Source organism: Streptomyces sp. SID486, assembly GCF_009865385.1.
Classification (GTDB): Bacteria; Actinomycetota; Actinomycetes; order Streptomycetales; family Streptomycetaceae; genus Streptomyces.
The window spans coordinates 1-26,943 of the sequence record NZ_WWJT01000213.1 but is presented as its reverse complement, the minus strand read 5'-3'; the positions used below and the strand labels follow the sequence as shown (position 1 = coordinate 26,943).

At 71.2% G+C, this 26,943-nt stretch carries 21 protein-coding genes and 1 pseudogene; 13 read left to right on the top strand and 9 right to left on the bottom strand.

Translation table 11 applies throughout. The features are described from left to right. Position 1 precedes the first annotated feature (1 nt). Positions 2-1,180, top strand: a complete 1,179-nt coding sequence (locus GT045_RS10860; protein ID WP_161298431.1) for a flotillin family protein — start codon at positions 2-4, stop codon at positions 1,178-1,180. 194 nt (positions 1,181-1,374) lie between these two features. Here GT045_RS10860 and GT045_RS39595 read toward each other — a convergent pair whose 3' ends face one another. Beyond that, the gene (locus GT045_RS39595; protein WP_237538502.1) at positions 1,375-1,938 is read right to left on the bottom strand and encodes a hypothetical protein; all 564 of its coding nucleotides are present in this window, start codon (positions 1,936-1,938) and stop codon (positions 1,375-1,377) included. A gap of 181 nt (positions 1,939-2,119) precedes the next feature. Here GT045_RS39595 and GT045_RS10850 point away from each other — a divergent pair, with 181 nt between their 5' ends. The 6 genes from GT045_RS10850 (at position 2,120) to GT045_RS10825 (ending at position 10,624) form a co-directional block, all read left to right on the top strand. After that, on the top strand, positions 2,120-4,423 hold the full coding sequence (locus GT045_RS10850) for a tetratricopeptide repeat protein (RefSeq protein ID WP_161334022.1): 2,304 nt from the start codon (positions 2,120-2,122) through the stop codon (positions 4,421-4,423). Further along, entirely contained in the window at positions 4,420-5,745 is a 1,326-nt protein-coding gene (locus tag GT045_RS10845; protein WP_161334021.1) for a radical SAM protein, read from the top strand. The genes GT045_RS10850 and GT045_RS10845 overlap by 4 nt, the downstream gene beginning before the upstream one ends. Before the next feature lie 552 nt (positions 5,746-6,297). Beyond that, on the top strand, positions 6,298-7,692 hold the full coding sequence (locus GT045_RS10840) for a sulfatase-like hydrolase/transferase (RefSeq protein WP_161334020.1): 1,395 nt from the start codon (positions 6,298-6,300) through the stop codon (positions 7,690-7,692). 506 nt (positions 7,693-8,198) lie between these two features. Next, the gene (locus GT045_RS10835) at positions 8,199-8,924 is read left to right on the top strand and encodes a DUF4232 domain-containing protein (protein ID WP_161334019.1); all 726 of its coding nucleotides are present in this window, start codon (positions 8,199-8,201) and stop codon (positions 8,922-8,924) included. 477 nt (positions 8,925-9,401) lie between these two features. Then, the gene (locus GT045_RS10830; RefSeq protein WP_161334018.1) at positions 9,402-10,142 is read left to right on the top strand and encodes an alpha/beta hydrolase; all 741 of its coding nucleotides are present in this window, start codon (positions 9,402-9,404) and stop codon (positions 10,140-10,142) included. A gap of 302 nt (positions 10,143-10,444) precedes the next feature. Continuing rightward, positions 10,445-10,624, top strand: a complete 180-nt coding sequence (locus GT045_RS10825) for a hypothetical protein (RefSeq protein ID WP_161334017.1) — start codon at positions 10,445-10,447, stop codon at positions 10,622-10,624. A 255-nt stretch (positions 10,625-10,879) separates the two neighbouring features. On the opposite strand, the gene GT045_RS10820 is transcribed toward GT045_RS10825, so the two are convergent. Then, a complete protein-coding gene (locus GT045_RS10820) occupies positions 10,880-12,208 on the bottom strand; it encodes an MFS transporter (RefSeq protein WP_161334016.1) in 1,329 nt (442 codons plus the stop codon). A gap of 306 nt (positions 12,209-12,514) precedes the next feature. Here GT045_RS10820 and GT045_RS10815 point away from each other — a divergent pair, with 306 nt between their 5' ends. After that, entirely contained in the window at positions 12,515-12,799 is a 285-nt protein-coding gene (locus GT045_RS10815) for a hypothetical protein (protein ID WP_237538501.1), read from the top strand. Between the two features lie 16 nt (positions 12,800-12,815). Here the strand turns inward: GT045_RS10815 and GT045_RS10810 are convergent, their stop codons facing one another. After that, positions 12,816-13,586: a helix-turn-helix domain-containing protein gene (locus tag GT045_RS10810; protein ID WP_161334015.1), complete on the bottom strand. Its 771-nt coding sequence runs from the start codon at positions 13,584-13,586 to the stop codon at positions 12,816-12,818. A gap of 399 nt (positions 13,587-13,985) precedes the next feature. Between GT045_RS10810 and GT045_RS10805 the strand changes: the two genes are divergently transcribed. The 4 genes from GT045_RS10805 (at position 13,986) to GT045_RS10790 (ending at position 18,299) form a co-directional block, all read left to right on the top strand. Continuing rightward, the gene (locus GT045_RS10805; protein ID WP_161289072.1) at positions 13,986-14,807 is read left to right on the top strand and encodes a MerR family transcriptional regulator; all 822 of its coding nucleotides are present in this window, start codon (positions 13,986-13,988) and stop codon (positions 14,805-14,807) included. A gap of 482 nt (positions 14,808-15,289) precedes the next feature. Then, entirely contained in the window at positions 15,290-16,462 is a 1,173-nt protein-coding gene (locus GT045_RS10800; RefSeq protein ID WP_161289074.1) for an ATP-binding protein, read from the top strand. 130 nt (positions 16,463-16,592) lie between these two features. Beyond that, complete coding sequence (locus tag GT045_RS10795; RefSeq protein WP_345942607.1) at positions 16,593-17,243, top strand: response regulator transcription factor; 651 nt, start codon at positions 16,593-16,595, stop codon at positions 17,241-17,243. A gap of 144 nt (positions 17,244-17,387) precedes the next feature. Continuing rightward, the gene (locus GT045_RS10790; protein WP_161334014.1) at positions 17,388-18,299 is read left to right on the top strand and encodes an ADP-ribosylglycohydrolase family protein; all 912 of its coding nucleotides are present in this window, start codon (positions 17,388-17,390) and stop codon (positions 18,297-18,299) included. 47 nt (positions 18,300-18,346) lie between these two features. Here GT045_RS10790 and GT045_RS10785 read toward each other — a convergent pair. Continuing rightward, positions 18,347-19,342 (bottom strand): annotated as a pseudogene (locus tag GT045_RS10785) (NAD(P)H-dependent glycerol-3-phosphate dehydrogenase); the annotation flags it as partial. A 1,274-nt stretch (positions 19,343-20,616) separates the two neighbouring features. Between GT045_RS10785 and GT045_RS10780 the strand changes: the two are divergent. Beyond that, positions 20,617-22,752 (top strand): acyltransferase family protein, encoded by a 2,136-nt coding sequence (locus GT045_RS10780; protein ID WP_161334013.1) that lies wholly within the window; start codon positions 20,617-20,619, stop codon positions 22,750-22,752. Positions 22,753-23,021: 269 nt separating this feature from the next. On the opposite strand, the gene GT045_RS10770 is transcribed toward GT045_RS10780, so the two are convergent. The 5 genes from GT045_RS10770 to GT045_RS10750 form a co-directional block, all read right to left on the bottom strand. Beyond that, positions 23,022-23,897, bottom strand: a complete 876-nt coding sequence (locus tag GT045_RS10770; protein WP_237538500.1) for an endonuclease/exonuclease/phosphatase family protein — start codon at positions 23,895-23,897, stop codon at positions 23,022-23,024. Between the two features lie 160 nt (positions 23,898-24,057). Further along, positions 24,058-24,396: an STAS domain-containing protein gene (locus tag GT045_RS10765; RefSeq protein ID WP_161292891.1), complete on the bottom strand. Its 339-nt coding sequence runs from the start codon at positions 24,394-24,396 to the stop codon at positions 24,058-24,060. Further along, the gene (locus GT045_RS10760) at positions 24,393-25,682 is read right to left on the bottom strand and encodes a SpoIIE family protein phosphatase (protein ID WP_161334029.1); all 1,290 of its coding nucleotides are present in this window, start codon (positions 25,680-25,682) and stop codon (positions 24,393-24,395) included. The genes GT045_RS10765 and GT045_RS10760 overlap by 4 nt, the downstream gene beginning before the upstream one ends. Further along, a complete protein-coding gene (locus tag GT045_RS10755; RefSeq protein WP_161334012.1) occupies positions 25,682-26,485 on the bottom strand; it encodes an alpha/beta hydrolase in 804 nt (267 codons plus the stop codon). The genes GT045_RS10760 and GT045_RS10755 overlap by 1 nt, the downstream gene beginning before the upstream one ends. A gap of 153 nt (positions 26,486-26,638) precedes the next feature. Further along, positions 26,639-26,943 (bottom strand): sigma-70 family RNA polymerase sigma factor (locus GT045_RS10750; RefSeq protein WP_161298483.1); only part of this gene is annotated, 305 nt, incomplete at its 5' end.

The following is a 26,943-nucleotide window of genomic DNA, read 5'->3' as shown; positions in this document are numbered from 1 at the left end:
TATGTTCGGTTACCGCGTTCCCGCACCCGACCAGGCGATGCTGATCTCGGGAGGCCGCCGGGGGCTGGGGGGTGCGCCGTTCCGGGTGGTGACCGGGCACGGCAAGTTCGTGCTGCCGGTCCTGCGCAAGGTCCGCTTCCTCACGCTGTCGATGTGTGAGTCCGAGGTGACCGAGACCTGCGTGACCCGCCAGGGCATCGCGCTGAACGTCCGTGCCGTCATCGCCTTCAAGGTCGGCAACGACACCGAGAGCATCGTCAACGCCGGCCAGCGGTTCCTCTCCGATCAGGAGCAGATGGCCATCCTGACCGGCCGCATCTTCGCGGGCCACCTGCGTGCCATCATCGGCTCAATGACCGTCGAGGAGATCGTCACCGAGCGCCAGAAGCTCGCGGCCGAGGTGCTCGACACCTCGAAGACCGAGATGGCGAAGATCGGCCTGATCGTGGACTCGCTGCAGATCCAGTCGATCGACGACGGTGACACCGGCTACATCGACGCGATGTCCGCGCCGCACAAGGCCGCCATCCAGCGGCAGGCGCAGATCGCCCAGGCCCAGGCCAACCAGGCCGCCGCCGAGGCGGAGCAGGACGCGGCCCGAAAGCAGGCGGAGTACGCCCGGCAGACCGCCGTCGTCAAGGCGCAGTACTCCGCCGAAGTGGACCGCGCCCAGGCACAGGCCGCCCAGGCCGGACCGCTGGCACACGCCCACGCCCAGCAGGAGGTGCTGGCCGCGCAGACCGAACTCGCCCAGCGTCAGGCGAAGTTGCGTCAACAGCAGCTGGTCGCCGAGATCGTGAAGCCCGCCGAGGCCGAGGCCGAGCGGGTCCGGATCCTCGCCATCGCCGACGCGGAGCGCATGAAGATCCAGGCCGAGGCTGCCGCCTCGCACGACCGGGTCGCCCTCGACCGGATGCTCATCGACCAGCTGCCGCAGATCGTCAAGGAAGCGGCGGGCGGTCTGTCCGGCGCCAACGTCAACGTCCTCAACGGCGCTGACGGTCTCGGCGAGATCGCGGCCGGCCTGGTCGCCCAGGGCCTGACGATCCTGGACTCGGTCCGGCAGAACCTGAACGGCCAGCCGGCCGAGAAGTCCGGCGACCGTCCCGACCAGCAGCGCATCCCGCTGGAGCTCCACGGTTCGGGCCGTGCGGAGCGGGAGACCGGCGAGGAGAAGTAGGCGGTACGCCCGCTGCGGGACGCACGGCGCGCGCCAGGCAGTACGCCTGCTGCGGAACGCGCGGCGCGCCACGCAGTACGCCCGCTGCGGGGGCGCACGGCGCGCGCCGGCCTCGGCTCCCATCAGTGGCCCGGCCGGTGCCGCCTGCCCCCGCAGCCCCCTGATCCGTGGACGGAGTGCCGTGCGGGGTACGGTCAGTGGCCGCCCGAGGGCTGCTCGCACCCGGTGGTGTCGGGATAGCCGCCGAACGCGTCCGCCTCGGTCTCGGCGGGACCCACTGAGCCCTCCACGCACACGGGGTAGTCGTCGACCTCGATGAGGAACCCGACCGCGGAGCCGTCCGCGTAGGTCCGCACCTTCGAATAGCCCAGGCCCGCGATGGTGTGCGAGACGCTCTCGAGCGTGAAGCCGCCCTTCTCCCGCAGTGGCCGCAGCGCCTTCCGCACCCGCCCGACGGCGGCGAGACCCTGGCAGCGGCGGTCGCCGTGCAGCGTGAAGGGGACCATGAAGCCGTGGTTCTCGGCGTAGTGGTCCGTCGGCGGCGTGGAACTCGTCGGGGCCGACGGGGCGGGCGGTGAGGGGCTCTCGCCGGGACAGAGGTGATCGGCGGGCGTACTCGGCGTCGTCACGGCCTGCGACGGTACGTCTCCGGCCGTCGCCTCTGCCGCCCGCTGTGTACCGCAACCCGCCGCGAGCACCGCGAGCAGCGCCACCGGCAGCGTCCTCGGCCAGATCCGGCCCGCCCCGTTCGTCATCATGTCGTGGATCTTCGCGGCCGACGGCGCCGGGCGTCATGAGTATCCGTACTCACCCCCGCGACGGTCGGTCGGGCGAGCCTCTGCCCGCCTGCGACGGAGAGTGCCGCCGGCCCGCCCACGACCGAGGACGGAGAGTACCGCCCCGCGGTACCACCCCCACTTTTCTGGGCAGGAATGCCGTGTGAGCGGGGACATACGCGACGGGGATCGGATCGATTTCAGGAACGGGCAGTTCCGCGGAGAAGTGGTCGGGAAGAAGGTGGAGCACCACCACCACTACGTTCCCATGCCGCACGTGGACGACGCGCTCCCGCCGGAGGCCGTCTCCTTCACCGGACGCGGTGACGAACTCGGCTCGCTGATGGCGGCCTTGGCGCCCACCGGCCCCGGTCACCCCACCGGCCCCGGTCACCCCGCCGGCCCCGGCCGCCCCGCGGTGCCCGTCTTCGCGGTGGCCGGTCTCGGCGGTGCCGGCAAGACCGCTCTGGTCGTGCGAGCCGCTCACGCGGCCAGGGAGCGGGGCTGGTTCCCAGGTGGCGCGCTGTTCGTCGACTGCCACGGCTACGACGACTCACCCGCCGGGCCCGTACAGCTCCTGGAGGCCCTGCTGCGCGCCCTCGGGGTGTCGGCCGCGCACGTGCCGGGCACGCTCGACGAGCGTGCCGGACTCTACCGGTCGGTGCTGGCCGAACGGGCCCGGACCACCGGCCGCGTGCTGATCGTCGTGGACAACGCCTCCCATCCCGGGCAGGTCAGACCCCTGCTGCCCGGCCACACCGCGCACCGGGTGCTCGTCACCTCCCGCGACACCATGCCCCAGCTCGGTGCCCACCTGCTCCACCTGGACCTCCTCCCGGCGGAGGTGGCCCGGGACGTCCTGCACAGCGCGCTGGCCACCGCGGCCCCTGCCGACCGGCGCGTCCTGGAGGACCCCGGGGCCGCCGACCAACTGTGCGAGCTGTGCGGGCGGCTGCCGCTCGCGCTGCAGATCGCGGCCGCTCTGCTCATCTCCGATCCGGGGAAGCCGGTGGCGGAACTCGTGTCCGAGCTGACCGGCTCCGCCACGCTCCTCGACCATCTGGACGACGGCGAACGGGGCGTGCGGGCCGCCTTCGACCTGTCGTACCGCCGCCTCGGGCCGGAGTCTGCGCGGCTGTTCCGGCTCCTGGCCCTCGCGCCGGGGTCGGAGACGAGCGACGAGGCGATCACCGTGCTCTGCGGCAGCGGTGCGCCACCCCGGCGGGAGCTCGCCGTGCTGATCCGCGCCCATCTGGTCGTACCCGGCAGCGTGCGGGGGTGCTGGACGCTGCACGACCTGGTGCGGGCCTACGCGCTGGACCTCGTGTCCCGGCGGGAGGAGCTGCGCCGGGAGGGCACGCGGGCGCGGGACCGGCTCCTCGCCCACTACCTGCGCCGGGCCGAAGCGGCCGACTGGTATCTGCAGGCCCGGGTCGGCGTCGCCCCGACGGCCGGCTTCGACGGTCTGACGGACGCGCTGAGCTGGCTGGAACGCGAGCGCACCGGCCTCGTCTCCGCCGCGCTGTGGGCGGCCGACCCCGCCCACGCACGGACCGGGCTGGGACTGGCACTACGCTTGCACGGATATCTCGGCTGGCAACGGTACTTCGACGACGCCGTGGCCGTCTTCCGGTGCGCCGCCGAGGCGGCGGACGCGCTGGGGGACGGCCTGAGCGCCGGCAAGGCGTGGAACTGTCTCGGACTGGCTCTGCGCAACAAGCGCGGCATCGAGGAGGCCGTCGCGGCGCACACCCGGGCGTGCGAGATCCACCGGGAGCGCGGCGACCGGCACGCGGAGGGAACGTCCTGGGACCTGCTGGGGATCTCGCTGACCGAGGCGCACAGACTGGACGACGCGGTGGCGGCCCACCGGCGCGCCCGTGACCTGGTGCACGCGTGCGGGGATCGCCAGGCCGAGGCATCGACCTGGAACAACCTCGGGCGCACCCTGTTCAAGCTGGGCCGGTTCGACGAGTCGGTCGTGGCCCTCACCCGTGCCCGCGAGATGTTCGGTTCGGTCGGCGACCGGTTCCGTGCGGCCACCGCCACGAACAACCTCGGGCGTGCCTACCGGGAGACCGGGCTGGTGGAGGAGGCGTTGACGGCGCACACCACCGCGCGGGCGGTCTTCGAGGAACTAGGCAACCGGGAGCGCGCCGCCACGGCGTGGAACGACCTCGGTGTCGCCCTGTCCGTGCTGGGCCGGTTCGACGAGGCCCTCGACGCGCACCTGTCGGCCGTACGGGCGTACCAGGATCTCGGTGACCGGCATCGGCAGGCGGTCACGAGCAACGACCTCGGTGCCACGCTCCGGCGCGCCGGCCGCCGCGCCGAAGCCCGCGACGCGCACTTCCAAGCCCTGCGCCTGTTCCGCGAGTTCGGCGACGCGCACGGTGAGCGCGAGACGCTCGGACACCTCGCGGCCACGGAACGGGACGACCGGTCCGGGGAGGCGGGGGTCCGATGAGGCAGCCGCTGCCGCGGGCGCGACTGGCGGGGACGAGTTCCCTCGTGCTCCTGCAGCCGACCCCGCTGTGCAACCTCGACTGCCGTTACTGCTACCTGCCCTCCCGGGGACTCGCCCGCGTCATGTCGTACCAGGTCGCCGACGCCGTCGCGGAGACCGTCGACGCGTGGTCGCGGCACCACCCGGTCACGGTGCTGTGGCACGGCGGCGAGCCGCTCACCGCGGGGGTGTCCCGCCTCGGAGGGTTGCTTGACCGGTTCCCGCCCGGCCGCGAGCATCCCGTACGGCACGCCGTGCAGACCAACGCCACGCTCATCGACGAGGCGTGGTGCCGGCTGTTCACGGAGCGGCGGATCAAGGTCTCCGTCAGTGTCGACGGCCCGGGCCCCGGTTCCGCCCGGCTGGACCGCGGCGGCCGGGACAGCACCGACCGGGCGCTGCGGGGTATCGGCCTGCTCAAGGACCACGGCATCGCGTTCGGGGCCATCGCCGTGGTGTCCGACCCGTCCCCGCGCAAGGCGGCCGATCTGCACCGGTGGTTCGCGACGCTCGGCTGCAGTGTTCTGGGCGTGAACCTGGTGGAACCCAAAGGTGTGAACCTGACAGAACGCGAAGGCGTGCACCCGACGGGACCCGAAGGCGTAAACCTGACGGGACCCGAAGGCGTGAACGGCCGCACGGTCCGAGCCGACGAGAACCACGAGAACGCCGAGAACGCCGAGAACGCCGATGTCGGCAAGGACGACGACGTCGCGGGCTTCTGGGCCACGCTTGCAGCCTGCGGGCGCGCCGACCGGCGCATGGCCCTGCGGGACGTGGAGCACGCCTGGCGGTACGTCAGGGCTGAGCTGGCGGGAGCGGCCGGGCGGTGGGCCGACCAGCCGGTCGACCCGCTGCCCATGGTCACCTGGGACGGGCAGGTGGTCGCCCTCAGTCCGGACCTCGCGGGCTTCTCCTCCGACCGGCACGGGCCGTTCACCGTCGGCGACGTACGGACGTCCGGACTGGCCGGCTGTCTGGCCCGCGCCGAGGAGACGCCCTGGGTCGCCGAAGCTCTGGCCGGGGTCGACGCGTGTCGCGCCGTATGCGACCTGTTCGCGTACTGCCGTGGTGGTCAGGCCGCCAACAAGTACTTCGAGACCGGTCGGCTGGATGCGACCGAAACCGTCTTCTGCCGCAACAGCAGAAAGCTTCTGATGGAAGGGGTCATTCGCGATGCGGAGCGAGTCGCCGAGGAGGCGCGGAGTCGAGGACCGTATCCGGTCGCTGGGCGCGGACCCGGTTCCCCGGGCCGAGGCGGAGGTCTGCGAGGGGTGCGGTGAAGCCGCGTGCACGCATGCCGCGACCCTCTACTCGGGCGGCACGGAACCTCCGATCCTTCCGTCACCCGCTCGCTGAGTACGCAGCACTCCGCCCTCACCCTCCTCGCTGAGTGCGCAGTGCAGCACTCCGCCCTCACACCCCTCGTTGAATGCGCAGCACTCCGCCCTCGCCCTCTCACGGACTGCGTGACGTCCCCATGGCGGGTCCGGCGGCCGGCTCCCGGGCGGTGTGGGCAAGGGACCGCGCGCTGTGCGTGAACGCCGTATGAAACCGCTCCCGGTGCGTGAGACGGCCTCTTGACGCCCGTCCGGGGCGCTGGCACCGTGCGTGATCATGAAGTTGTCCGCTGACGGCACCGGGGTGTGCGTCGCGCTCGTGGCGCGACGCCATGTCGACCTGTGCCGTCACGCCAGCGCCATCTGTCGCTGAAGCCCGGCCTCTTCTCCCTCTGCTTCCCCGCCCCTGGCGTCTCCGCCCCTGGCGTCTCCACCCCCCTGTGACTCTGCCTCGCCGTGCCCACACCGGAGCACGGCCGCTTGCGAGGATTCCCCATGTCTGGAATATCCCGTCGTACCTTCACCGGCCTGGTCGGCGGTGGTGCCGTGACCGCCGTCGCCCGAGCGGAGGGCACCGCCGAGGCCGCGGCCCCCGCCGAGCGCCCCTTCCGCGCCCGCGCCCACGCCCGCCCCGGCGGACGTCCCAACATCCTCTTCGTCTTCGCCGACGACCTCGGCTGGGCCGATCTGTCCGCGTACGGCTCCCCGCACATCAGGACGCCGAACCTGGACCGGCTGGCCGCGCAGGGCGTGCGGTTCACCGACGCCTACTCGGGGTCGGCGACCTGCTCACCGACCCGGTTCAGCCTCTACACCGGCCGCTTCCCCGGGCGCACCCGGGGAGGGCTCGCCGAGCCGATCGCCAGCCGCAGCCAGGGCCTGGAGCCGAACCATCCCACGCTGGCCTCGCTGCTGAAGAAGGCGGGCTACGCCACCGCGCTGATCGGCAAGTGGCACTGCGGCTGGCTGCCCGACTACAGCCCCACCAGATCCGGTTGGGACGAGTTCTTCGGCAACTTCGGCGGAGCCCTGGAGTACTTCTCCAAGCTGGGCCAGCTCGGCGACTACGACCTGTACGAGGGCGACGCCACATACCAGGACCTGAGGTACTACACGACGGTCCTGACCGAACGCGCCGTGGAGTACGTCGGCCGGCGGCACGAGCGCCCGTGGCTGCTGAACCTCAACTTCACGACCCCGCACTGGCCGTGGCTCACCGAGGACGACGCCGAGACGGGCGCGGAGATCGCCGCGAAGATCCGCGACGGTGACGTTCTCGGCGCGCTGCTGCACACCGACGGCGGCTCGGTGGAGAAGTACACGGAGATGGTGCAGAGCCTGGACGCGGCGGTCGGTCGGGTGCTGGCCGCGCTGCGCCGCTCCGGGCAGGAGGAGAACACGGTCGTGGTGTTCTCCTCCGACAACGGCGGCGAGCGCTTCTCCTACCAGTGGCCGCTCAGCGGCGAGAAGTCCTCGTTGCTGGAGGGCGGCATCCGGGTGCCGACGATCGTGCGCTGGCCGGACCGGATCGACGGCCGCCAGGTCAGCCACGTCCCCGTGTACACGCCGGACTGGACGGCGACGCTGCTGGAGCTGGCCGGCGGCCGGCCGGACCCGGCGTACCCGCTGGACGGCCACAGCCTCGCCGGGTATCTGCTGCACGGCAAGGAGGTACCGGAGCGGGACCTGTTCTGGCGGGTGCGCGGCAACCGGGCCCTCCGGCGCGGTGACTTCAAGTACTACCGCGACGCCGACGGCGGCGACCACCTGTTCGACCTCGCGGCCGACGCCCGCGAACAGGCCGATCTCGCCCACGACCGGCCGCGACTGCTCGCCGAACTCAAGGCGGCCTGGGAGAAGGTCGATGCGACCCTGCTGCCGTACGAATGACCTCGGGGTGCGTGGGGCCGGGACGGTTCGCGTGACGGCGACCCTCGGCTCCGGTGGGCCCGGGGCGGGCGGGTGACCGCGGGACGGCGTGCCGACAGGCCATCGGACGGTCCGAGGTCAAGTCACGCCGGGTAACAGGACTGTCCCAGCGGGACGGCGGCGGTGAGCGGGATCGGAACGGTAGCGCAGGCCGCCTTCCGGCGGGCCCGCCGACCGACCGGCGGCGTACCCCAGCCGGTGCAGGACAGGGCGTTCGGCGCCCGTCTCCACGCCGTGGAAGGGGCGCGGGAGGGGTGGGTGCGGGCGGGGCGTGCCTGGTGGTGGCGGGTGTCCGGTTGTGGCGGTGGTACGCGCCTGCGTCTGTCCGTGCATGTAACAGGCATGTCTTGGCGGGTGGTTGGGCGGAACGTCCGGTCGGGCGGGCGGCTCTTGGGGGGCGAAAGAGCTCGCTCGGACCGACTCGTACCGACGGGCCGGCTCCCCCGACCGACACCGAGGACGAAACGATGCGCACTCACAAGCTCACTCTCGCGGCCCTGACCGTTGTCGCGGGACTCTCGCTCACGGCCTGCCAGAGCGACGACGACGGCAAGGCGGCACAGAGCACCCCGTCGTCCGCGTCCACCGTGTCGTCGCCGAGCGGCGGTTCGGGCTCGGGCGGTTCGGATCAGAGCGGCGGGGCGAGCTCCGCGGGCGCGGCCACCACGGGCCAGAGCTCCGGCGGACAGGACGCGTCCGCCGGGAAGAGCACCGGCGGGCGGAACACGTCTGCCGGGACCGGCTCCGACGGCGGCGGCACCGCCACCGGCAGGGCCGGCAAGTGCCGCACCGACGGGCTGGAGATCACGGCGCTGGACGCCACCATCGGCGGCGACACCGATCGGACCGTCGCCGTGCAGCTGAAGAACCACAGCGGCTACGACTGCACACTCTCCGGGTACGCGGGCGTCGACCTGAAGACCACTTCGGGACCGCTGTCCGCGAAGCGCACGGGAGAGAAGGCCGGCTCCACCGTCCTCAGGAACGGGCAGTCGGTGGCGTTCGGGGTCCACTACCCGGTCAACGACTCGGGCGGCTCCGGGGTCCGGATCACGGGGCTGGTGGTGACGCCGCCGGACGAGACGAAGTCGGTCACCCTCGCCTGGCCGGGCGCGGACACGCTGCCCGTCACGGACGGTACGGGCTCCCCGGTGGAGGTCGGCCCGATCGGAAGCGCCGGTCAGGGCGGCTGATCCGCACGTCACCGGCTCGCCACGGGTCCGGCTCCCCCGAAGCCCCCACGGGCTAGCCGCGCGTCCGGCTCCGGCCGAGTCCCCACGTGCGCGCCACGCGACCGACTCCCTCTGAATCCCCACGGGCGCGCCACGCGACCGACTCCCCCTGAATCCCCATGGGCGCGCCACGAGGACGGACTCCCTCTCAGCGCCCAGGGGCTCGCCGCAGCGCCCAGCTGCCCGGAGCCCCTACCCGCCCGCCACCCATCCAGCTCCCCGGAGCCCCGCGGGGCGCCTCGCCGCGCATCCAGTTCTCCACAGCACGGAACGGCCGTCCTCACGTTCTCGCCGAAGGACCGCACGCTGATCAGTCGCGGTGACAGATCTTGATCTTGCCGGGTGCGCGCGGCGGTGACGGCCGGCTGGAATCTCCCCCAGGGGTAGGTCCTACCGTCCTGTCCGACCGCATGGGTAATGCTGCGAAAGAGGTCTGTCATGACGACGTTTCTGCTGGTCCCTGGGCTTTTCATGGGTGGCTGGGCCTGGGCGGCGGTGGCCGCCGAACTGTCGGCGCAAGGGCATCGGGCGCTTCCGGTCACCTTGCCCGGCTTGGCCGAGCGGGCGGGAGAGGATCCCGCGGACATCGGGCTGGGCGCGCACACCGACGCCGTGGCGGGGCTGCTCGACGCGGAGGGTCCCGGGGTCGTGCTGGTGGCGCACAGCTACGGCATCTTCCCCGCCCTCGCGGCAGCCGACCGGCGCCCCGGCCAGGTCGCCCGGGTGGTGTTCGTGGACACCGGCTTCCCGGAGCCGGGTGAGTCGGTGGTCGCGCAGATGCCGCAGCTCGGCCTGCTGGACCACGTCACGGACGGCGTCATCCCGGTGCCCGGGGAGATCCCGGCGGTACACGCCGTCCCGCCCGAGGAGCTGGAGCGCTACCGCCGCCTGGCCACCCCGCACCCCGTGCGGACCGTCACCGAGCCGATCGAGCTGACCGGCGCCTGGCGCGAACTCCCCACCACCGGGGTGTTCTGCCTGGCGAACGGCCTCAGCTTGGAGTTCGCCCGCACCCTCCACGGCACCGGCCTGCCGAGGTTCGCCAAACTCGCCCAGCCGGAAGTCACCTTCTTCGAACTGGCCACCGGCCATTACCCGATGCTCTCCACCCCGCTGGAGCTGGCCGACGTCCTGATGCGGGCGGCGGCCGGTGAGGGCGTCGGCCTGTACGAGGACTGACCCTCGGCCGGCCGGGCCGTGATGCTCTTCCCGGAACTCCGTCTCCGCGGACGAGGCCGAATCCCCGGGCCCGGCCGGCCGGGCGCATCCGACCCCTTCGTGTACTGCGCTCCGCCGTCCACGGCGCCATCCCCCGCGCTCTCCCCCGGTCGGCTGACCGGACGAGCCCGGGAACCCCTCCAGACTGTGAGCAGGCGCCGGCCACAGGCTCCGGAGCACACCTCCCCGCCTCGGCCGGAGCACGCGAGAACCGGAGCACCTGAGAACCGGAGCACCGGAGTACGGGAAGAGGGATCGGAACCATGACGACTCAGCACGCTCCCGCTCACAGCCCGGACGGCCTTCGCATACAGCAGATCGCCGACCGTTTCGAGGTCTACAACAGCAGCGGAGAGTTCTTCGGGACCTACCTGGTCCGGACCGCGGCGGAGAAGAGGGTGGCCCTCCTGGCGCAGCGCGCCGGACACCCTGTCCCTCGGTAGCCGATGACGGGGTGAACTCTCCGAGCGAGACGCAACCGCCCCGCCGCTCAGCGGAAGTCCCGCGGCTGCACGAGGCTCGGCCGCAGGACCGCTTCCAGTGCCGCACCGACGGCCTGTCGGCCGGGGTACGCACCGACGGCATCCATCGCGTGCTTCCGGAGATGCGCGAGCTCGAGCGGACGGGCGCCGTCCCGTCACCCTCGCCACCGGCTCCGTGCCGCCCCTACGACGCCAACTGCGTGATCACCGGCAGCGTCACCGCGCGCCCGGCCTCGGAGGAACGGGGCGGGTGACCGGCGCAGAATCGGCGGGGTCGGCCTCTTCACTCTGCTGACCGCCTCCGCCGGCCGTCGACCCCGGCAGCGGGGACGCGGTGCACGGGAGCGCGCGCACCTGCGGGGACGCCAGAGCAGCAAGGGTGGCGAGCACCACGACGGTCGCGCAGCCGGCCAGAGCGGTACCCGAGCCCATACCTTGCGCCACGGGACCGGCGGCAAGCAGACCGAGCGGTGCGAAGGCCAGCGAGCCGAGGGCGTCGTAGGAGCTGACGCGGGAAAGGACCTGCTCGGGAATCTCCCGTTGCAGGGTGCTGACCCACAGGACGTTGAAGACGTCGCTCGCCACACCCGCGCAGAACATGGAGGCGGCGATCAGCCAGACCGGTGCCGAGAGGCTCAGGAACACCATGGGCAGAGCTGCCGGGAACGTGGCGATGACCGCGACCAGGACCGGCCTGCCGGCACGGACCCGCACGGCGAGCCCGGCCCCGGCGATGGCTCCCAACGCCTGCGCGGCCACGATGACCGACCACGAGCGGGCCCCGCCCAGATGCCGTTGAGCCTCCAGCGGTCCCAGAACCCCGAGGGTCGCGCTGAAGACCGCGACCACGGCCGTGCACTGGGCGACCACCACCCACAGCCACTGCCGGGAGGCGAATTCCCGCCAGCCCTCGCGCAGGTCCGCCCACAACGAGGATGTCCTGGCCGGTCGCGCGGGCAGCCGCAGGCGGCCCGTCAGTACCGCGCTGACCACGAACGAGACCGCGTTCAGAGCCAAGGCCCAACCCGCACCGATCCACGCGACGATCACGCCCGACAGCGCCAGACCGAGGAAGAGGCAGGTGTTCGTGCTCATACGCAGGAGGCCGTTCGCCTGCTGCAACCGGTCCGCGGGGACCACGAGCGGCACGACACCGTCCATCGCCGGCGTGAACAGGGCCGTCGCCAGCCCCGCTGCCACCGCCAGCACGCACATCAGCGCCCACGGTGCGTGGCCGGACAGGGCCATCGCGGCCAGCCCCGCGTAAGCCAGTGCTCCCACGGCATCGGCGACGACCATGAGCCGGGACCGTGACATCCGGTCGGCGATCACACCGCCGGCCAGAATGAACAGCAGCTGAGGCAGGGACTGACAGGCGAGTACCAGCGAGAGCTTCCCGGGGCTGGAGCCCGGGAGAGTCAGTACGGCGAAGGCGAGGGCCACCCGAGCGAACCCGTTGCCCAGCACCGAGATGGTCCGGGCGGAAGCGAGCAGTACGAACCGCTGGTCACGTAACAGCGGTGACCTCCCCGAAGTCCTCGTCATGAACACGCACTCTAGGTCGTCGGGGAGCCCACACGATCTCGGTCGGCAGTGTCGCCTCTGCCATCGGCGCTGTCACAGCGCAAGGGCGCGTAGCGGCGGGCCGGGCTTCTCCACCGGCCGCCGGCCTCCGGGTCGGACGTGCACAGGGCGGTGGGCTGTTCTAGCGTCGGACAGAGGAGGGGTGGTTCCGTCGAGGCTACGGCGGCCGGGGAGAACGATGGCTTCGCGGCCCGTACCGGTCGCGTCCGCCGCCCGGCGCCCTTGATCCGTGTTCTTCTGTCACACCCCGAAGAGCAGGTGCTTTTCATGCGTATGCCGGTCCGAATCCTCTCCCGCGCCTGTGGCGTCCTGACCGGGGCAGCCCTCGCCCTGGGCGGCGTCGCCCTCACCGCTTCCGCTGCCTCGGCGGACATCCCCGCCTGTACGAACATGGTCCAGCAGGCGGGCGTCAACGTCTCGGACGATGTCACAGCGGCATGCACCCGAGGTGTGCACAACGACCTGCGGGGATGTGTGAACGCCCTCACCCAGGCCGGTGTGGCGGGTGGCGCCGCGACGGGCGCCTGCCGAATGGCGGCCAACCCCCCGTGACAGCCGACTTCTCCCGTTACGGCCGTTCGACGTCGGTGCGGTCTGCGGAGTCGGTGACGGTGTCATCCGGGGTCGGCCCCGGTTGGGCGTGGAGGACTTCGCGGGCCTGTTCGGCGGCGCGGGTGATGCTTTCGCTGATGAAGTCCAGGAAGCGGGCGATGTTCTCAAGGCGGGTCGCGGCAGGGGTCTGCGGGCCGAGGACCATGACGCCCTGGCGCGCGGTCTGGACGAGCTGGTCGTTGGACCGGGCACTGGCGATCGTCGCCTGGTAGAAGAGTTCGTTGTCGACGACGTAGCGATCACGGCGGCGTTCGTCGCGTTCCCTGCGGACGAGGCTCTGGCTCTCCAGGTAGGTGATCGCCTTGGAGATGGACGCCGGGCTGACCTGGAGGCGCTGGGCGAGCTGGGCCGCGGTGAGGCTGCCCGCGTCGGTGGTGAACAGACAGGTCAGCACGCGGGCCATCATCTTGGGCAGGCCCGTGGCCATGAGGACGGTGGTGAGCGTCTCCTCGTACTCGGCCACCGCCTCGGCATCGCGGCCGTGCGACTGGGGGGCCGAGGCCGGTCCGTGCGGGGAAGCGGGCCTACGTCGGTGAGCGCGGCGTTCGGTGGCTCGATGGGCCAGGTCCGCGCGGTAGGCGGTGGGGCCGCCGTTGCGCATCACCTCCCGCGTCACCGTCGACGTCGGACGGTCCAGGCGTCGGGCGATCTCGGCATAGGGGAGGCTGTCGGCCAGCCCCAGCGCGATCTGCTGGCGCTCCTGCTGAGTGAGCCTGCCTCCTGGCATCGCGATTCCCCTCGGTCATCCGCCGTGCTGGATCCTGACCTTCGGCAGCGTAGCGTTCACTCTCCACCGTTGCAAAGATCGGAACGACCACCGTTGCATTCTTTCCCCTCCCGGCGTAACAGCATCAGCGCTCTGAAGTGCCCATATTCCGTTTGGATGCAACGAGTGCGTTGCCGTGCACTAGAAAGCAACGTAGCGTTTCCGATGTCAGAAACATCGCGTGAGCGCAGGAGACCCATGACGGAGCAGTTCGCCCCGCCCCCGGTCTCCGCCGTGCCGGCCGTCCCCGCCGAGCGCATCCGGGTCGTCGTCGCCGGCCCGCCACCGAGTTCCCCGCCGGGGGCCGCCGAGTAGCGTCTTGACCCTCACACCGTGTCAGACGGTCAGCTCGGAGACATCATGTTCACCATCGGAGACTTCGCCCGGCACGGCCGTGTCTCGGTACGGATGCTGCGTCATTACGACGCCACCGGACTGCTGCGCCCGGCCCACGTCGACCCCGCCAGCGGCTACCGCCATTACACCGCCGCGCAACTCGCCCGCCTGAACCGGATCATCGCGCTCAAAGACCTCGGCTTCACCCTTCAGCAGGTCGGCCACATCGTGGACGCGAAGGCCAGCACCGAGGAGCTGCGCGGCATGCTCCGGCTGCGGCGGGCCGAGCTGGAAGCCGCCGTCACGGTCGCGCGGACACGACTGGGGCAGGTCGAGGCCAGACTCCGAGCGATCGAAAGCGAGGGGCACATGCCCACCGACGACGTCGTCCTCAAACACGTCCCCGCCGTCCGCGTGGCCGAGCTGACCGCGACCGCCGCGAGTTTCGACCCCGCCGACATCGGCCCCGTCATCACACCGCTCTACGACGAACTGTTCCGACGCCTGGAGGCCGCAGGGATCACCCCCACCGGCCCCGGCATCGCCTACTACGAGGACGCCCCCGAGGGCGAGGGACGCATCACCGTCCACGCCGGAGTCCAGGTCAGCGCCCCGCTCCAGGAGGCCACCGTGCGCATCCACGACCTGCCCCAGCTCGAAACGGCCGCGACCATCGTGCACCGCGGTTCGATGGACACCGTGCTGTCCACCGCCCAGACACTCGCCCGCTGGATCGACACCAGCGGATACCGGCCCACGGGACACCCGCGCGAGATCAACCTGGAGTGCCCCCAGGACCGCGACGCCTGGGTGACCGAACTCCAGACACCGGTGACCCCGGTCTGACGGACGAAGGCCGGCACCTCACACAGCTCGCCGTGTGTGAGGTGCCGGGCTCCTCAGAGGTCACTCCTGTGTACCGCCCTGCGTGATCCCGTTTGCCATCTCGGCCTCTCGGCTCCTCAGCTCATCGCCGTACCGGCGCCTCCGCCTCCACCTCGGCACCCACCGCCCTGGGAACCTCCAGCGGCATAAAATGGTCATCCGGATGGTGAAGCACCCGGCACCGTCGGCGATGTCCCTCCCAGGAGAAGAAAGCAGTTCGCCGGGCGCGCCTGTCTTGTCCGTGAAGGGGGATGCAACGCGGCGGCCGGGAAGAGGATCACATGACACCTTCGGACGCGTTCGAACCCGCCGAAGACCGCCCGTCCGAGCGCGCAGTCGCAGACACAGACGCAGACGCGGTCGTAGACGCAGGCACCGTCGCAGACGCAGGCGCCGTCGCAGACGTAGGGGCAGCCGCAGACGCAGACGCAGACGCGGCTGAGATGCCTGCACTGCACGTGCAGCGGGCGTTCCGGTGGCAGGCGATGCTCCGGATCGCCATCGTCATCGCGTTCACGGCGGACCTGGCGGTCTTCCCGCCGTCGGAGCAGCTGCCGCTGTCCGTGGTGCTGGCCGCGGCCTACACGGCCTGGACCTTCCGGACGCTGTGGGCGGCCTGGAGATCACACAGGCCGTTGCCGGGCTGGGTGTACCCCCTCGTCGACCTGACCTTGCTCACCGCGCTGATGGCGGTCTCCGGGAACTTCTCCGACCCGAACTGGAGCTCGCCGCTTTCGGCCGACATCTTCCTGTTCATACCCGTCCTCGCCTCGTTCCAGATGCGGCCGGGTCTCACCGCGGCATCGGGAGTGCTGGCCGCGGCGAGCTACGCCACAGGCACCGGCCTGGGGCATCTGCAGCAGCCGTACTGGCACTTCACCTTCGTCCACACGCTGTTCATCCTGGTGGTCTGCGCGGGATGTGTCCTTCTCTCGGACGTCCAGCAGCACCGCGTGAGAGCGATCCGGGAGCTGGCGGAACACCGGTTGTGGCTGCTGGAACGCATCATGGCGGCGGAGGAGAGGGAACAGCGGAAGATCGCCGAAGTACTGCATGACGGAGCGCTGCAGAACGTCCTGGCAGCCAGGCACTGCGTCGATGAGGCGACATCCACTCCCGGAGCGGCCGACGCCGCCCTGCAGCGTGCCGACGAAGCCCTCGTCACCGCGAGCCGGCAGCTCCGCTCGTCGGTACGGACCCTGCACCCAGAAGTCCTCGTCTCCGGAGGACTGCTGCCGGCGCTGGAACAGCTGGCCCAGCAGGCGTCCGAGCGCGGGAGATTCCGCGTACAGGTCCGTTCCGGCATCGCCGGCGCAGGTGCCGTGGACCGGCCGCTGTTCTGGCTGGCCCGGGAGATCCTGGAGAACGCCGTCAGACACGCCCAGGCGAAGAACGTCACCGTGACCCTGGAGGAACACGAACCGGACGGCGTGCGGCTGACCATCTCCGACGACGGGATCGGGATGCCCCCCGACGCCTTGACCCGGAGCCTGGCATCCGGACACATCGGGATCGCCTCCCACCGGGCACGGGTCGAAGGCATGGGAGGAACCTTCACCGTGCGGACGAACGACCACGGCGGCACCACCGTCGAGGCCGTCCTGCCACGCACATGACCGCGCCCTCCCCCGCCGGCCGGGCCGGACACGCCCCCGAGGCGAAGCTCACCTAGGCTTGAAGGCAGCCATCGAGGATCTGCCGGTCGACCCCGCACCACAGCACCCGCAGACGAAAGGTCCGATCGCCGTGGCAACGCCGAATCCCGTCCGGATCAGAGTGGTCATCGCCGACGACCACCCCTTGTTCCGGGAAGGCATCTCACGTGCGCTGCAGCTCAGCGGATTCATCGATGTGGTGGCCGAGGCCGAGGACGGCCGGGATGCGCTCGACATCATCCGACGCGAGGAACCGGACGTCGCCGTGCTGGACATGCGCATGCCCGGCCTCGACGGAATCGCCGTCCTCCACGCCCTGGTGAGAGATCACACCCCGACCCGTGTCCTCCTGCTCTCCGCGTTCACCGACAGTCCCTCCGTCTACCGCGCGATAGAAGAAGGGGCCTCGGGGTTCCTCACCAAGGACAGCAAGCGCTCCGAAGTCGTGGAAGCCGTCCGAGCCATCTCCCGGGGCAAGACCGTCGTCCCTCCCGAGGTCACCGCCGGACTCGCGGAAGAAATCCGCGCGCGACGCACCCACAGCGCCCCCACCCTGAGCGAACGCGAACGACAGGTACTGACCGGCATGGCTCGCGGCCTCAGCATCCCCCAGATCGCCCAGGAACTCTTCCTCGGCACCAGCACCGTGAAGACGCACACGCAGCGTCTCTACGAGAAACTGAACGTCTCCGACCGAGCCGCCGCGGTCGCAGAGGCCATGCGGCGCGGCCTCCTCGAGTGACGAGCCCGCACGCGGGCGAAAGCCCCCTCCCCTCGTCTCCGTACCCGGACCTACGCGCATGTCCGGGCCGCGTTCACATCGGGTCACGTCGGGTCGGGTCGAAAAGGGTGTGCCAGTGCGTCGACGCGCTGTGATACTGCTCCGATGATCAACGTACCTGCGGCCGCACTGGACTCGCTGAACGGGCTCGCCTTCGGTGACGCGTTCGGTGACCGCTGGTTCGGCATCCTGCGCCGGGAAGGTCTGGCGGTCCTCGATGCGCGGACGCTGCCACCGGAGCCCCTGTGGCGGTGGAGCGACGACACCGCCCAGGCGCTCGTCGTCGTGCGTGAACTCGCCGAGGGCGACGGCACCATCGACCAGGACCGCCTCGCCCTGCGCTTCGCCGCCGCCTACGCCGACGACACGCACCGCGGCTACGGTGCGTCGATGCATGACGTGCTCCGTCGCATCGGCGCGGGCGAGCCCTGGCGGGACGTGGTCGCCGGACAGTTCGGTGGCCAGGGTTCCTGGGGCAACGGCGCGGCGATGCGCGCCGCCCCGCTCGGTGCCTGGCACGCTGCCGATCTCGACGCGGTCGCCGAGGGGGCCGCACGCCAGGGCATGGTGTCGCACCACCACCCGGAGGCGGTCACCGCGGCGGTGGCGGTCGCCGTCGCCGCGGCGTTGGCGACACGCAGCCGGGGAGGGGACGCCCCGACACGGCCGGACTTCCTCCGTGCGGTCGCCGAACGGCTCCCCGACAGCGACGTCCGGTCGGGAGTACGGGTCGCGGCCCGGATGCCGGAGCACACCTCCGTGCGGCACGCCGCGGAGGTCCTGGGCTCGGGCTACCGGATGTCCGGACCCGACACCGTCCCCTACGCCCTGTGGTGCGCGGCGGGGCACCTCGACGACCTTCACGAGGGCCTGTGGTTCACGGTCGCCGGGCGCGGTGACATCGACACCACGTGCGCCATCGCGGGCGGGGTGATCGCTGCACGCACGGGAGTCGCCGCTCTCCCCCCTGCCTGGCACGCAGCCCGCGAACCGCTGCCCCCGATCGTGCCGGAATAGACGATTCCGCTCGGGACCGGTCCAGGCATCGCGGCCTCGGCCCCCGGGGCACGCGACATCAAGGTCGTCAGCGCGTCCCTCGGGTCCCGGCCGTGGTGGACGATGTCGACCACGGTCGCCGTGATGGGCATGTCCACCCCGTGGCCCTGGCCGAGGGCGCTGATGGCCCGGCAGGAGGCCACGCCCTCGGCGGTCTGGGTGGTTCGCGCTCGGGCCTCGTCGAGGCTCAGCCCCCTGCCCAGGTAGGCGCCGAAGGTGTGGTTCCGCGACAGCGTGGACGAGCACGTCGCGACGAGGTCCCCCATGCCGGCCAGCCCGGCGAAGGTGAGCGGGTCGGCGCCCATCGCGGCGCCGAGCCGGGTGGCCTCGGCGAGGCCGCGAGTGAGCAGAGCCGCCTTGGTGTTGTCGCCGAGTTCCATGCCGTCGCTGACGCCGACGGCCAGCGCGATGACGTTCTTGACGGCGCCGCCGAGTTCGCAGCCGATGACGTCGGTGTTCGTGTAGGGGCGGAACCAGGAGGTGTGGCAGGCGGCCTGGACGGTGGCTGCCGTGTCTTCGTCGGCGCAGGCCACGACGCTCGCGGCGGGTCTCCTGGCAACGATCTCACCGGCAAGGTTGGGACCGGACACGACTGCGACCCGGCCCGCCCCGGCGCCGGTCACATCGGCGATGACCTCGCTCATCAGCTTTCCCGTCCCCAGCTCGACCCCCTTCATGAGCGACACGAGCACGGTGCCGGGCTCCAGGAACTCCTTCCAGCGCCGAAGCAGCGGGCGCGCGCTCTGGGCGCTGACGGCGAGGACCGTGATCTCGGCGCCGCGCCCGGCCTCGGCCGGGTCCGACGTCGCCCTCACGTTCGCCGGTAACTGCGCCTGCGGGAGGTAGTCCGGGTTGCTGCCGGTCTCGTTGATGGCGTCGACCAAGGCCGGCCTGCGCCCCCACAGCATGACCTCGCATCCGGCGTCGGCGAGGACGAGGGAGAACGCGGTTCCCCAGGAGCCGGCTCCGTACACGGCGACGCGACGAGGCCCACGACGAGACATCCGGTCCACTCCTTGACGATCCGCCGTACGCCGGGCGGCGCCGTGCTCACATGCTTAAGCCCCCGGAGCTCCCTGAGGTAACGGTGGGCGGACGACGGCCGACGACGGCCTTCGAGCTTGGAGCACCTTCTGCCTGGCCGTCACCGGGCCTCACCTGCCCCCGCCTCTGCCCCTGCCCCCGCCCCTGCCTCTACCCTCGTCGTGCCCAGGAGGCACGCACGGCCCTGGGTCGCGCGATCAGGAACAGCCCGGAGCAGCCGGGGTGACGTTGGTCACCTCGTGGTCGCGTTCGGTGCCGGGAAGGTGATCGTCGCGGCGGTTCGAGGCGTGTCGGCCCGGTTCGCCCGTGGATGCACAGCGACCCCGTTCGCATCGTCGCCCGATGACCTCGGAGTCGTCCGTGACCCCAGGTCGGAGCGGGTCGGGCGCGCATCGACACGCCCGCCGTAGGCGCCCGCCGCGGGACCGTTCGCCCACCCCCGTCCCCCTCACGTCGTTCACTGAGTGCGACGTCGGCAAAGGTTGTACGGAAGTCGTGAGGTCTTCTTCACGTTCACCGCGTGTCACGGTTCGTCGCGTGAAGCGCCTACTTGGGCAGGTATGCGTAACTTGATCGTTGGCTTACGGGATCTTTAACCTGCGGCGACCAAAAGATTTCTGCGGATAGTCAGGTAGTAGGGATTCGGGGTGTGGGAGTGGGGCAGCATGGGCTCCGACGGCGCTTGCCCGTCCCGGGGGCGGTGAGGGCCGCCCTCCCGGCCGCCGCGCTCGCCCGCCTGCTGAGCGGTACCCCGACGGCGGCGGCACTGCGGCGCAGCCCCCCGCGCCCGTCCCGCCACCACCGTCAGCCTCCGCCGCAGCGACAGCCCGACGAACACGGCCAGGACCGCTCACTCTGGGGGGGACGAACGGCTCCCGGCGGAGCTGTCGGCGACCCGCAGGCCCGCCGGGACCGGCGGACGGCCCGTGATGCAGGGGGTGGGCACAGGGACCCCCCGGCTTTCCGCGGACCTGCGCGGCACGTTCACCGCGAGACCCCCGGCCGTGGCTGAACGAGTCCGCGAGGCCGGCGTGTGACGACGTCATCGTTCACGGACCCGCCAGAGGGTCAGTCCGATCGTCCGGCTCCGGGACGACCACCGGCGCCGCCCCACCCCACGGCGCCCCGCCACCGGAGCCATTCCCGAAGGCGCGTGGAGGCGTCTCGGACCAATCCCACCAGCAAGGAGATCCTCACGGTGTCCGACCGCCGCCTCGCGAACCCTCCGCGGCCCATGTCCGGGGAGACCGCATCCATACCGAAACCGCGCGACGGCGCGCCCGGAGAGCCCGGCAGGCGGACCCCGTCGGCCGCTCACGCGGGTCTGCGGCTGGACATCCAGGGCCTGCGCGCGGTGGCCGTCTCGCTGGTGGCACTCTCGCACGCCGGGGTGACCCAGGTCGCCGGCGGGTACATCGGCGTGGACGTCTTCTTCGTGATCTCCGGCTTCCTGATCACGTCACTGATGCTCCGCGAGCACCGCCGTGAGGGCAAGATCGCGCTGGGCCGCTTCTACGCCCGGCGCGCGCTGCGTCTGCTGCCCGCCTCGACGCTCGTCGTCATGGCGACGCTGGCGGGCTCCTGGCTCTTCCTCGGCCCGCTGCGCTTCGCGGACTACGCCAAGGACGCGATCGCCTCCGCCTGGTACGTCGTCAACTTCCGGCTCGCCGACGCCGGCACCGACTACTTCAACACGGATGTGCCGCCCTCGCCGTTCCAGCACTTCTGGTCGCTGGCGGTCGAGGAGCAGTTCTACCTGATCTGGCCGATCGTCCTGATCGTCGCCCTCAAGCTGTTCCGGCGCCGGGCCCTGCTCGCGATGCCGCTGCTGGCCCTGGCCGCGGCCTCCTTCGCAGTCAACCTCCAGCTCACCGAGACCTCGCCGTCCTGGGCCTACTTCGGCTCGCAGGGCCGTATCTGGGAGCTCGCGGTCGGCGCGCTGCTCGCGCTGGTGGCGGACCGTCTCGACGACATCCCGCGGCCGGTCGCCGCGGTCGTCAGCTGGGCCGGCCTGGGCGCGATCGCCTACGGCGCCGTCGTCTTCGACGCGGGCACCCGCTTCCCCGGCCACAACGCGGTCGTCCCCGTCCTCGGTGCCGCCGCCGTGCTGGCCTGCGGCTCCGCGGGCGGAAAGTGGGGCGCGGGCGCGCTGCTGTCGCTGCGCCCGGCCGTCTGGGTCGGCGGCGTGTCGTACGCCTGGTACCTGTGGCACTGGCCGCTGATCCTGATCGTCCCCGCCGCCGCTGGCTTCGGCGAGCACGACGGGCCGCTGCGCCTGATCGCCGCGCTGTGCGGCATCCCGCTCGCCTGGCTGACGCTGCACCTCATCGAGAACCCGATGCGTTTCCACCGCGCGTTCAAGGCCCGGACCGGCCGGGCTCTCGCGCTCGGCCTCGGCCTCTCGGCCGTCGCCGCCTGCGTCGCCGTGGTCGCCACGCAGTTCCCGCCGCAGCTGACCGAGGGCGTGGCCCGGCAGAGCACCAAGGGGACGCTCGCCAAGGCGTCCGACCCGCGTGCGGCGCTGACCGAGCTGCTGGAGCAGAAGGTGGACAAGCTGCCGTCCAACCTCTCGCCCAGCATGCGGGACACCGCCTACAAGCGGTCCGCGGTGTACACCGACGGCTGCGCCCTGACGATGACCGGCACGGTGCAGACCCAGCCGTGCCTGTACGGCGACCCGAAGGGGCACCGCAGCGTCGTCCTGTTCGGCGACTCGCACGTCGCCCAGTGGTTCCCGGCGCTCGACGCGATCGCCGAGCAGCACCACTGGCGGCTCTACTCGTTCACCAAGAACGCGTGCAAGGTCGCCCAGATCACCATCGAGTACAACAAGGGCCCCTACTCGACGTGTGACGACTGGCGCAAGGTCACCATCAAGAAGATCCGCAAGATGAAGCCCGAGCTCGTCATCACCTCCAGCTCCAACTCGGCGAAGCTGTGGGGCGACGGCGACATGGCGACGGCCTGGGGCAAGGGACAGGCGGAGACCTACCGGATGCTCCAGCGGGGCCGCACGCGGGTGATGACCATCCTGGACACCCCGTGGCCGAAGAACAACGCCGTGGACTGCGCGACCGCGCATTCGAGCGATCTGAGCGCCTGCGCCCGCGACCGCTCGGAGGCCGACCCCAAGCCGGACGTCACCAAGGCGATCAAGGCGGCCGCGAAAGCCGAGGGCGTGACGACCGTCGACCCCTACGACTGGGTGTGCGCGCCCTCCGGCAACTGCCCGGTCGTCGTCGGCAACACGATGGTCTACCGCGACTACGGCCACCTCGCGGACGGCTACGTGAAGGCCCTCACTCCGGTCGTCGAGGACAAGCTCCTGCACCTCTTCGGCAAGAACCTGACCAAGCGCCCGGGCGCCTGACGCGCAGTATTTGAGGGGGCCGGCGGTCGGTGGAAAGCGACCGCCGGCCCCCTCGCTCCCCAGGGTCACGTCATCTCCGCGGAGGAGTTCGAAGCGGGGTACGACCCCCTACTCGCCCCCCTCGCCCCCCTCGCCGCGACGGGTACAGGCGAGTACGTACAGCTCGGCGGGCACGTGCAGCCGGGCGGCCACGTACAACCCGGCGGGCACATGCAGCCCGGCGGGCACGTGCAGCCCGCGGCGGGCGCGACCCGCCGCGGGTGCGTCCGTCAGGCGACGCTCACGCTCTCGATCATGACGTGATGGTCGGAGAAGGCGGAGTCGGCCACCGCGCACCATCGTCGCGGCTCACTGCTGAAGACGTAGTCGATCTTCCATCCGCCGTCGTGCGTGGGCCGGCCGGTCCGGGAGGCGCCGTCCTGGTCGCACTCCGTGTAGCCGGGTGTGCCGGGCCCCTTCGAGTACAGGTCGGCGGGCCAGATCCACGCGTCGCCGTTGCCCGGCTGGTCCGGCGCCTGGCTGTTGAAGTCACCGCCGAAGACCACCTTGGGGAAACCCGAGGTGACGTTCTTGATGTCCTTGAGCTGGTCGTCGCGGTAGTCCCAGTCCGGGTGGTCCGGATTGACTCCCGGGCGCGACAGGTGGACCGCGCACAGCCTGACGTCCCACCAGGTCGCGGTGGCGCACTGGAACGGCTGGTTCAGGCCGGTCCACGGCTGGGTGAGGGGGTAGGACTTGGCGTCGGCCATCCCCGCCTTGATCACGATGGCCGTGCCGATCCGGTCGGCGCGGTCGTCCGGACCGTCGTTGCCGCATCTGCTGTTCCAGGTCACACCGTCCTGCGACCACTTGTACGGCGCGAAGCTCTTGCTCCACCCCGGGCCGAGCTTGCTCATCAGCAGGGTGAGGTCGTCCTCGCACACCTCCTGGAGCAGCGCGGCCTGCACGTAGTCGTGGTCGACGTGGTACTTGACGACGTCCGTCTTCTGGTCCGGTGTACCGGTGCCGGCACAGTTCCACGTGTCACGCTGGCTGCCGCACATGTTCCAGGACATGACCTGGAGGTTCTTCGACTCCGTCGCGCTCGCCGCCGGCGCCGCGGCGCCCAGGACCAGCAGCGCCGCCAGCCCGCTGAGTATCTTCATGGGACCCCCCTGCTCAGTGTTCGATCTTGAAGCGAGGGGAGCCTAGCGGACCGCGGCCGGTGTCGCGGACCCGCCCGCACAACGGCGGACCAGCCCGCACGACGGCCCGGCGTCGCGGGCACGGGTGCTTCGTACGGTCGGGAGCGGCTGGCGGAGTCGGTCAGGAACGGGTGGCGGAGTCGATGTCGGGGTGTATGGAGAAGATCTGGTCGAGTCCGACGATCCGCATGGTGCGCAGGGTGTGGGCGGGTACGGCCGCGAGGGCGATGTCCGCCTGTGCGGCGTGAGCGTGATTGTGGGCGGCGATCAGCGCGCTGAGACCGCTGGAGTCGCAGAACTCCATGCCGCTCAGATCCAGGACGAGGCGCTGGCCGGGCTGGAGGGCGATCGTGGGGATCAGCTCACGCAGCTCGCCGGCCGTGAAGAAGTCGAGCTCGCCGAAGATTTCCAGAACGGGACCGGTGGCAGCGTCTCGGGCGGTGATCTTCAGTGGGCTCATCTGTCGCTTCTTGTCTGCGGATCGGGGGCTTGGGGGCCGAGGGCGAGCAGGGCGGTGTCGTCGTCGAGGCCGTCTCCGAAGTCCTTCAGCAGGCCGGTGAGCGACTCGATCAGGGCGGACGGCGGTTTGCCGGCCTGGCCGGCGACGAACGCGAGCAGGGCGTCGTCCCCGAAGAAGCCCGTGCGGTCGTCGCCGGTGCGGGCCTCGGTGATGCCGTCGGTGTAGAGCAGGAGGGTGTCTCCGGGGGCGAGCACGGTCGTGGCCGAGACGAAGGGTGCGGAGGGCAGGATGCCGACGAGCAGGCCCCCTGGCGTGGGCAGGAAGTCAGCCGTACCGTCGGCGCGCACGACGATGGCTGGAGGGTGCCCGCCGGAGGCGAGACGGACGGTGACCTCGCCGGTCGTCTGATCCGGTTCGAGGACGCCGTAGACGGCGGTGCAGTAGCGCGGATCCCCGCCGGCGGCGTAGCGCTCGTGGAGCACCTTGTTCAGGGTGGTCAGCGCGGAGAAGGGCTCGGGGTCGTGCAGGGCGGCGGCGCGCAGGGTGTAGCGGGTCAGTGAGGTGACCGCGGCGGCCTGGGGGCCCTTGCCGCACACGTCGCCGAGGAAGAAGCCGAAGCGTGTTCCGTCGAGGGGGAAGACGTCGTAGAAGTCGCCACCGAGCCGGTCGGGGTGAGCGGTGTGGTAGTGGGCGGCCGTCTCCACGCCGGGGACCGGCGGCAGGATGTCGGGCAGCAGTGACTGCTGGAGCACGGCGAGGGCGTCCTGCAGCCGCGCCCGGTCCGCCTCCGCCTGGCGGCGTGCTTCTTCGGCCGCCTTCCGGCCGCGCAGGAGTTCTTCCTCGTAGGCGCGACGGTCCCGGGCGTCGAAGACGGTGGTGCGGATGAGCAGGGCCTCGCCGGTGCTGCCGTGTTTGACCGCGGAGGAGACCAGCACCGGCATCCGGCCGCCGCCGGCCTGTCTGACCTCCATGGCGATGCCGCTGATCTCGCCCTGCATCCGCAGCAGCGGCGCGAAGTGTGTCTCGTGGTACAGCCTGCTGCCCACGGTCAGCAGGTCGGTGAACCGCATCCGGCCCACCACCGCCTCACGCCGGAGGCCGAGCCAGTCCAGCAGCCTGGTGTTGATCTTCGCGATGGTGCCGTCCATCAGCGTGGACAGGTATCCGCAGGGCGCGTGGTCGTACAGTTCTTCCGCGCTGTCCTCCAGGAGTGCGGCGAAGGTCGCGTCGGAGGTGCGCTCGTCGCCGGTCCCGTGCGGGTCGGGCTGCTGCCCGTTGCGGCACATCATCGCAGGTCCGTCAGGAAACCCCGTATGGCCTCGTTGGTGGCTTCGGGCGCGGACAGGTGCGGGCAGTGCCCGGTCGCGTCCAGCGTGACGAGCGTCGAGCCGGGGATCGCCCGGTGGACGAAGGCTCCGACCTCCCGGGGGGCGATCATGTCCTGGGTGCACTCCAGCACCAGGGTCGGCACGGTGACCTTCTTGAGGTCGTCCCGTGAGTCCGAGAGGAACGTGGTGCGGGCGAAGACGCGCGCCATGTCGGGGTCGGTGGCGCAGAAGCTGTTCCGGAGTTCCTCGCCGAGTTCGGGACGGTCCGCGTTGCCCATGATCACCGGTGCCATGGCCGCCGACCAGCCCAGGTAGTTCGCCTCCAGGGATGCCAGCAGCTCCTCGATGTCCTCGGCGCTGAAGCCCCCGCGGTAGCCGTCGTCGTCGATGTACCGCGGGGAGGGAGCGACCATCACATGCGCCCCGATCCGTTCCGGGGCCATGTCGGCGGCCAGTACGCCGATCATCGCGCTGACGGAGTGGCCCACGAAGACCGCGTCGCGCAGGTCGAGCGCCTCGCACACCTCCGTCACGTCCCGGGCGTAGCCCTCCAGGGAGGTGTAACGATCTTCCGAGAAGGCTGTCGCGTCCGAGCGGCCCGATCCGACGTAGTCGAAGAGCACCACCCGGTAGTCCTCGGTGAGCGCAGGCAGGGTCAGCCGCCACATGTTCTGGTCGCAGCCGAATCCGTGCGCCAGCACCACCGGCCGCCCCTGCGGGTTGCCGGTGACGGTGACATTGTTCCTGCGAGCGATATCCATGCCCGTAGTCTCCCAGGTCCCGCCCGTTGTTCCGAAAAGGGCCCGAATCCTCCACGTTCCGTCCGACGCCTTCACAAGACGGGGCCGGTCGGGCGCACGGAAGCCCCGCCGCGCGGGCGGCGGGGCTTCCCGTGGCGCCGGAGGTCGTCCGGTTCAGTGCTGGGTGAGCAGACCTTCCCGCAGACGGGCGAGGGTACGCGACAGCAGGCGGGAGACATGCATCTGGGAGACGCCGAGGTGCTCGCCGATCTGCGCCTGGGTGAGTTCCTCCACGAACCGCATGTGGATGATCCGGCGATCGCGTTCGTCGAGTTCGGCGATCAGCGGCGCCAGGGCGTGGAAGTCCTCGACGAGTTCCAGCGCCCGGTCCTCGGTGCCGATGAAGTCCTGCAGGGCACTCTCGCCGTCCTCGCTGCCGCTGATCGCGGCGTCCAGGGAGGAGGAGTTGTAGCCGTTGG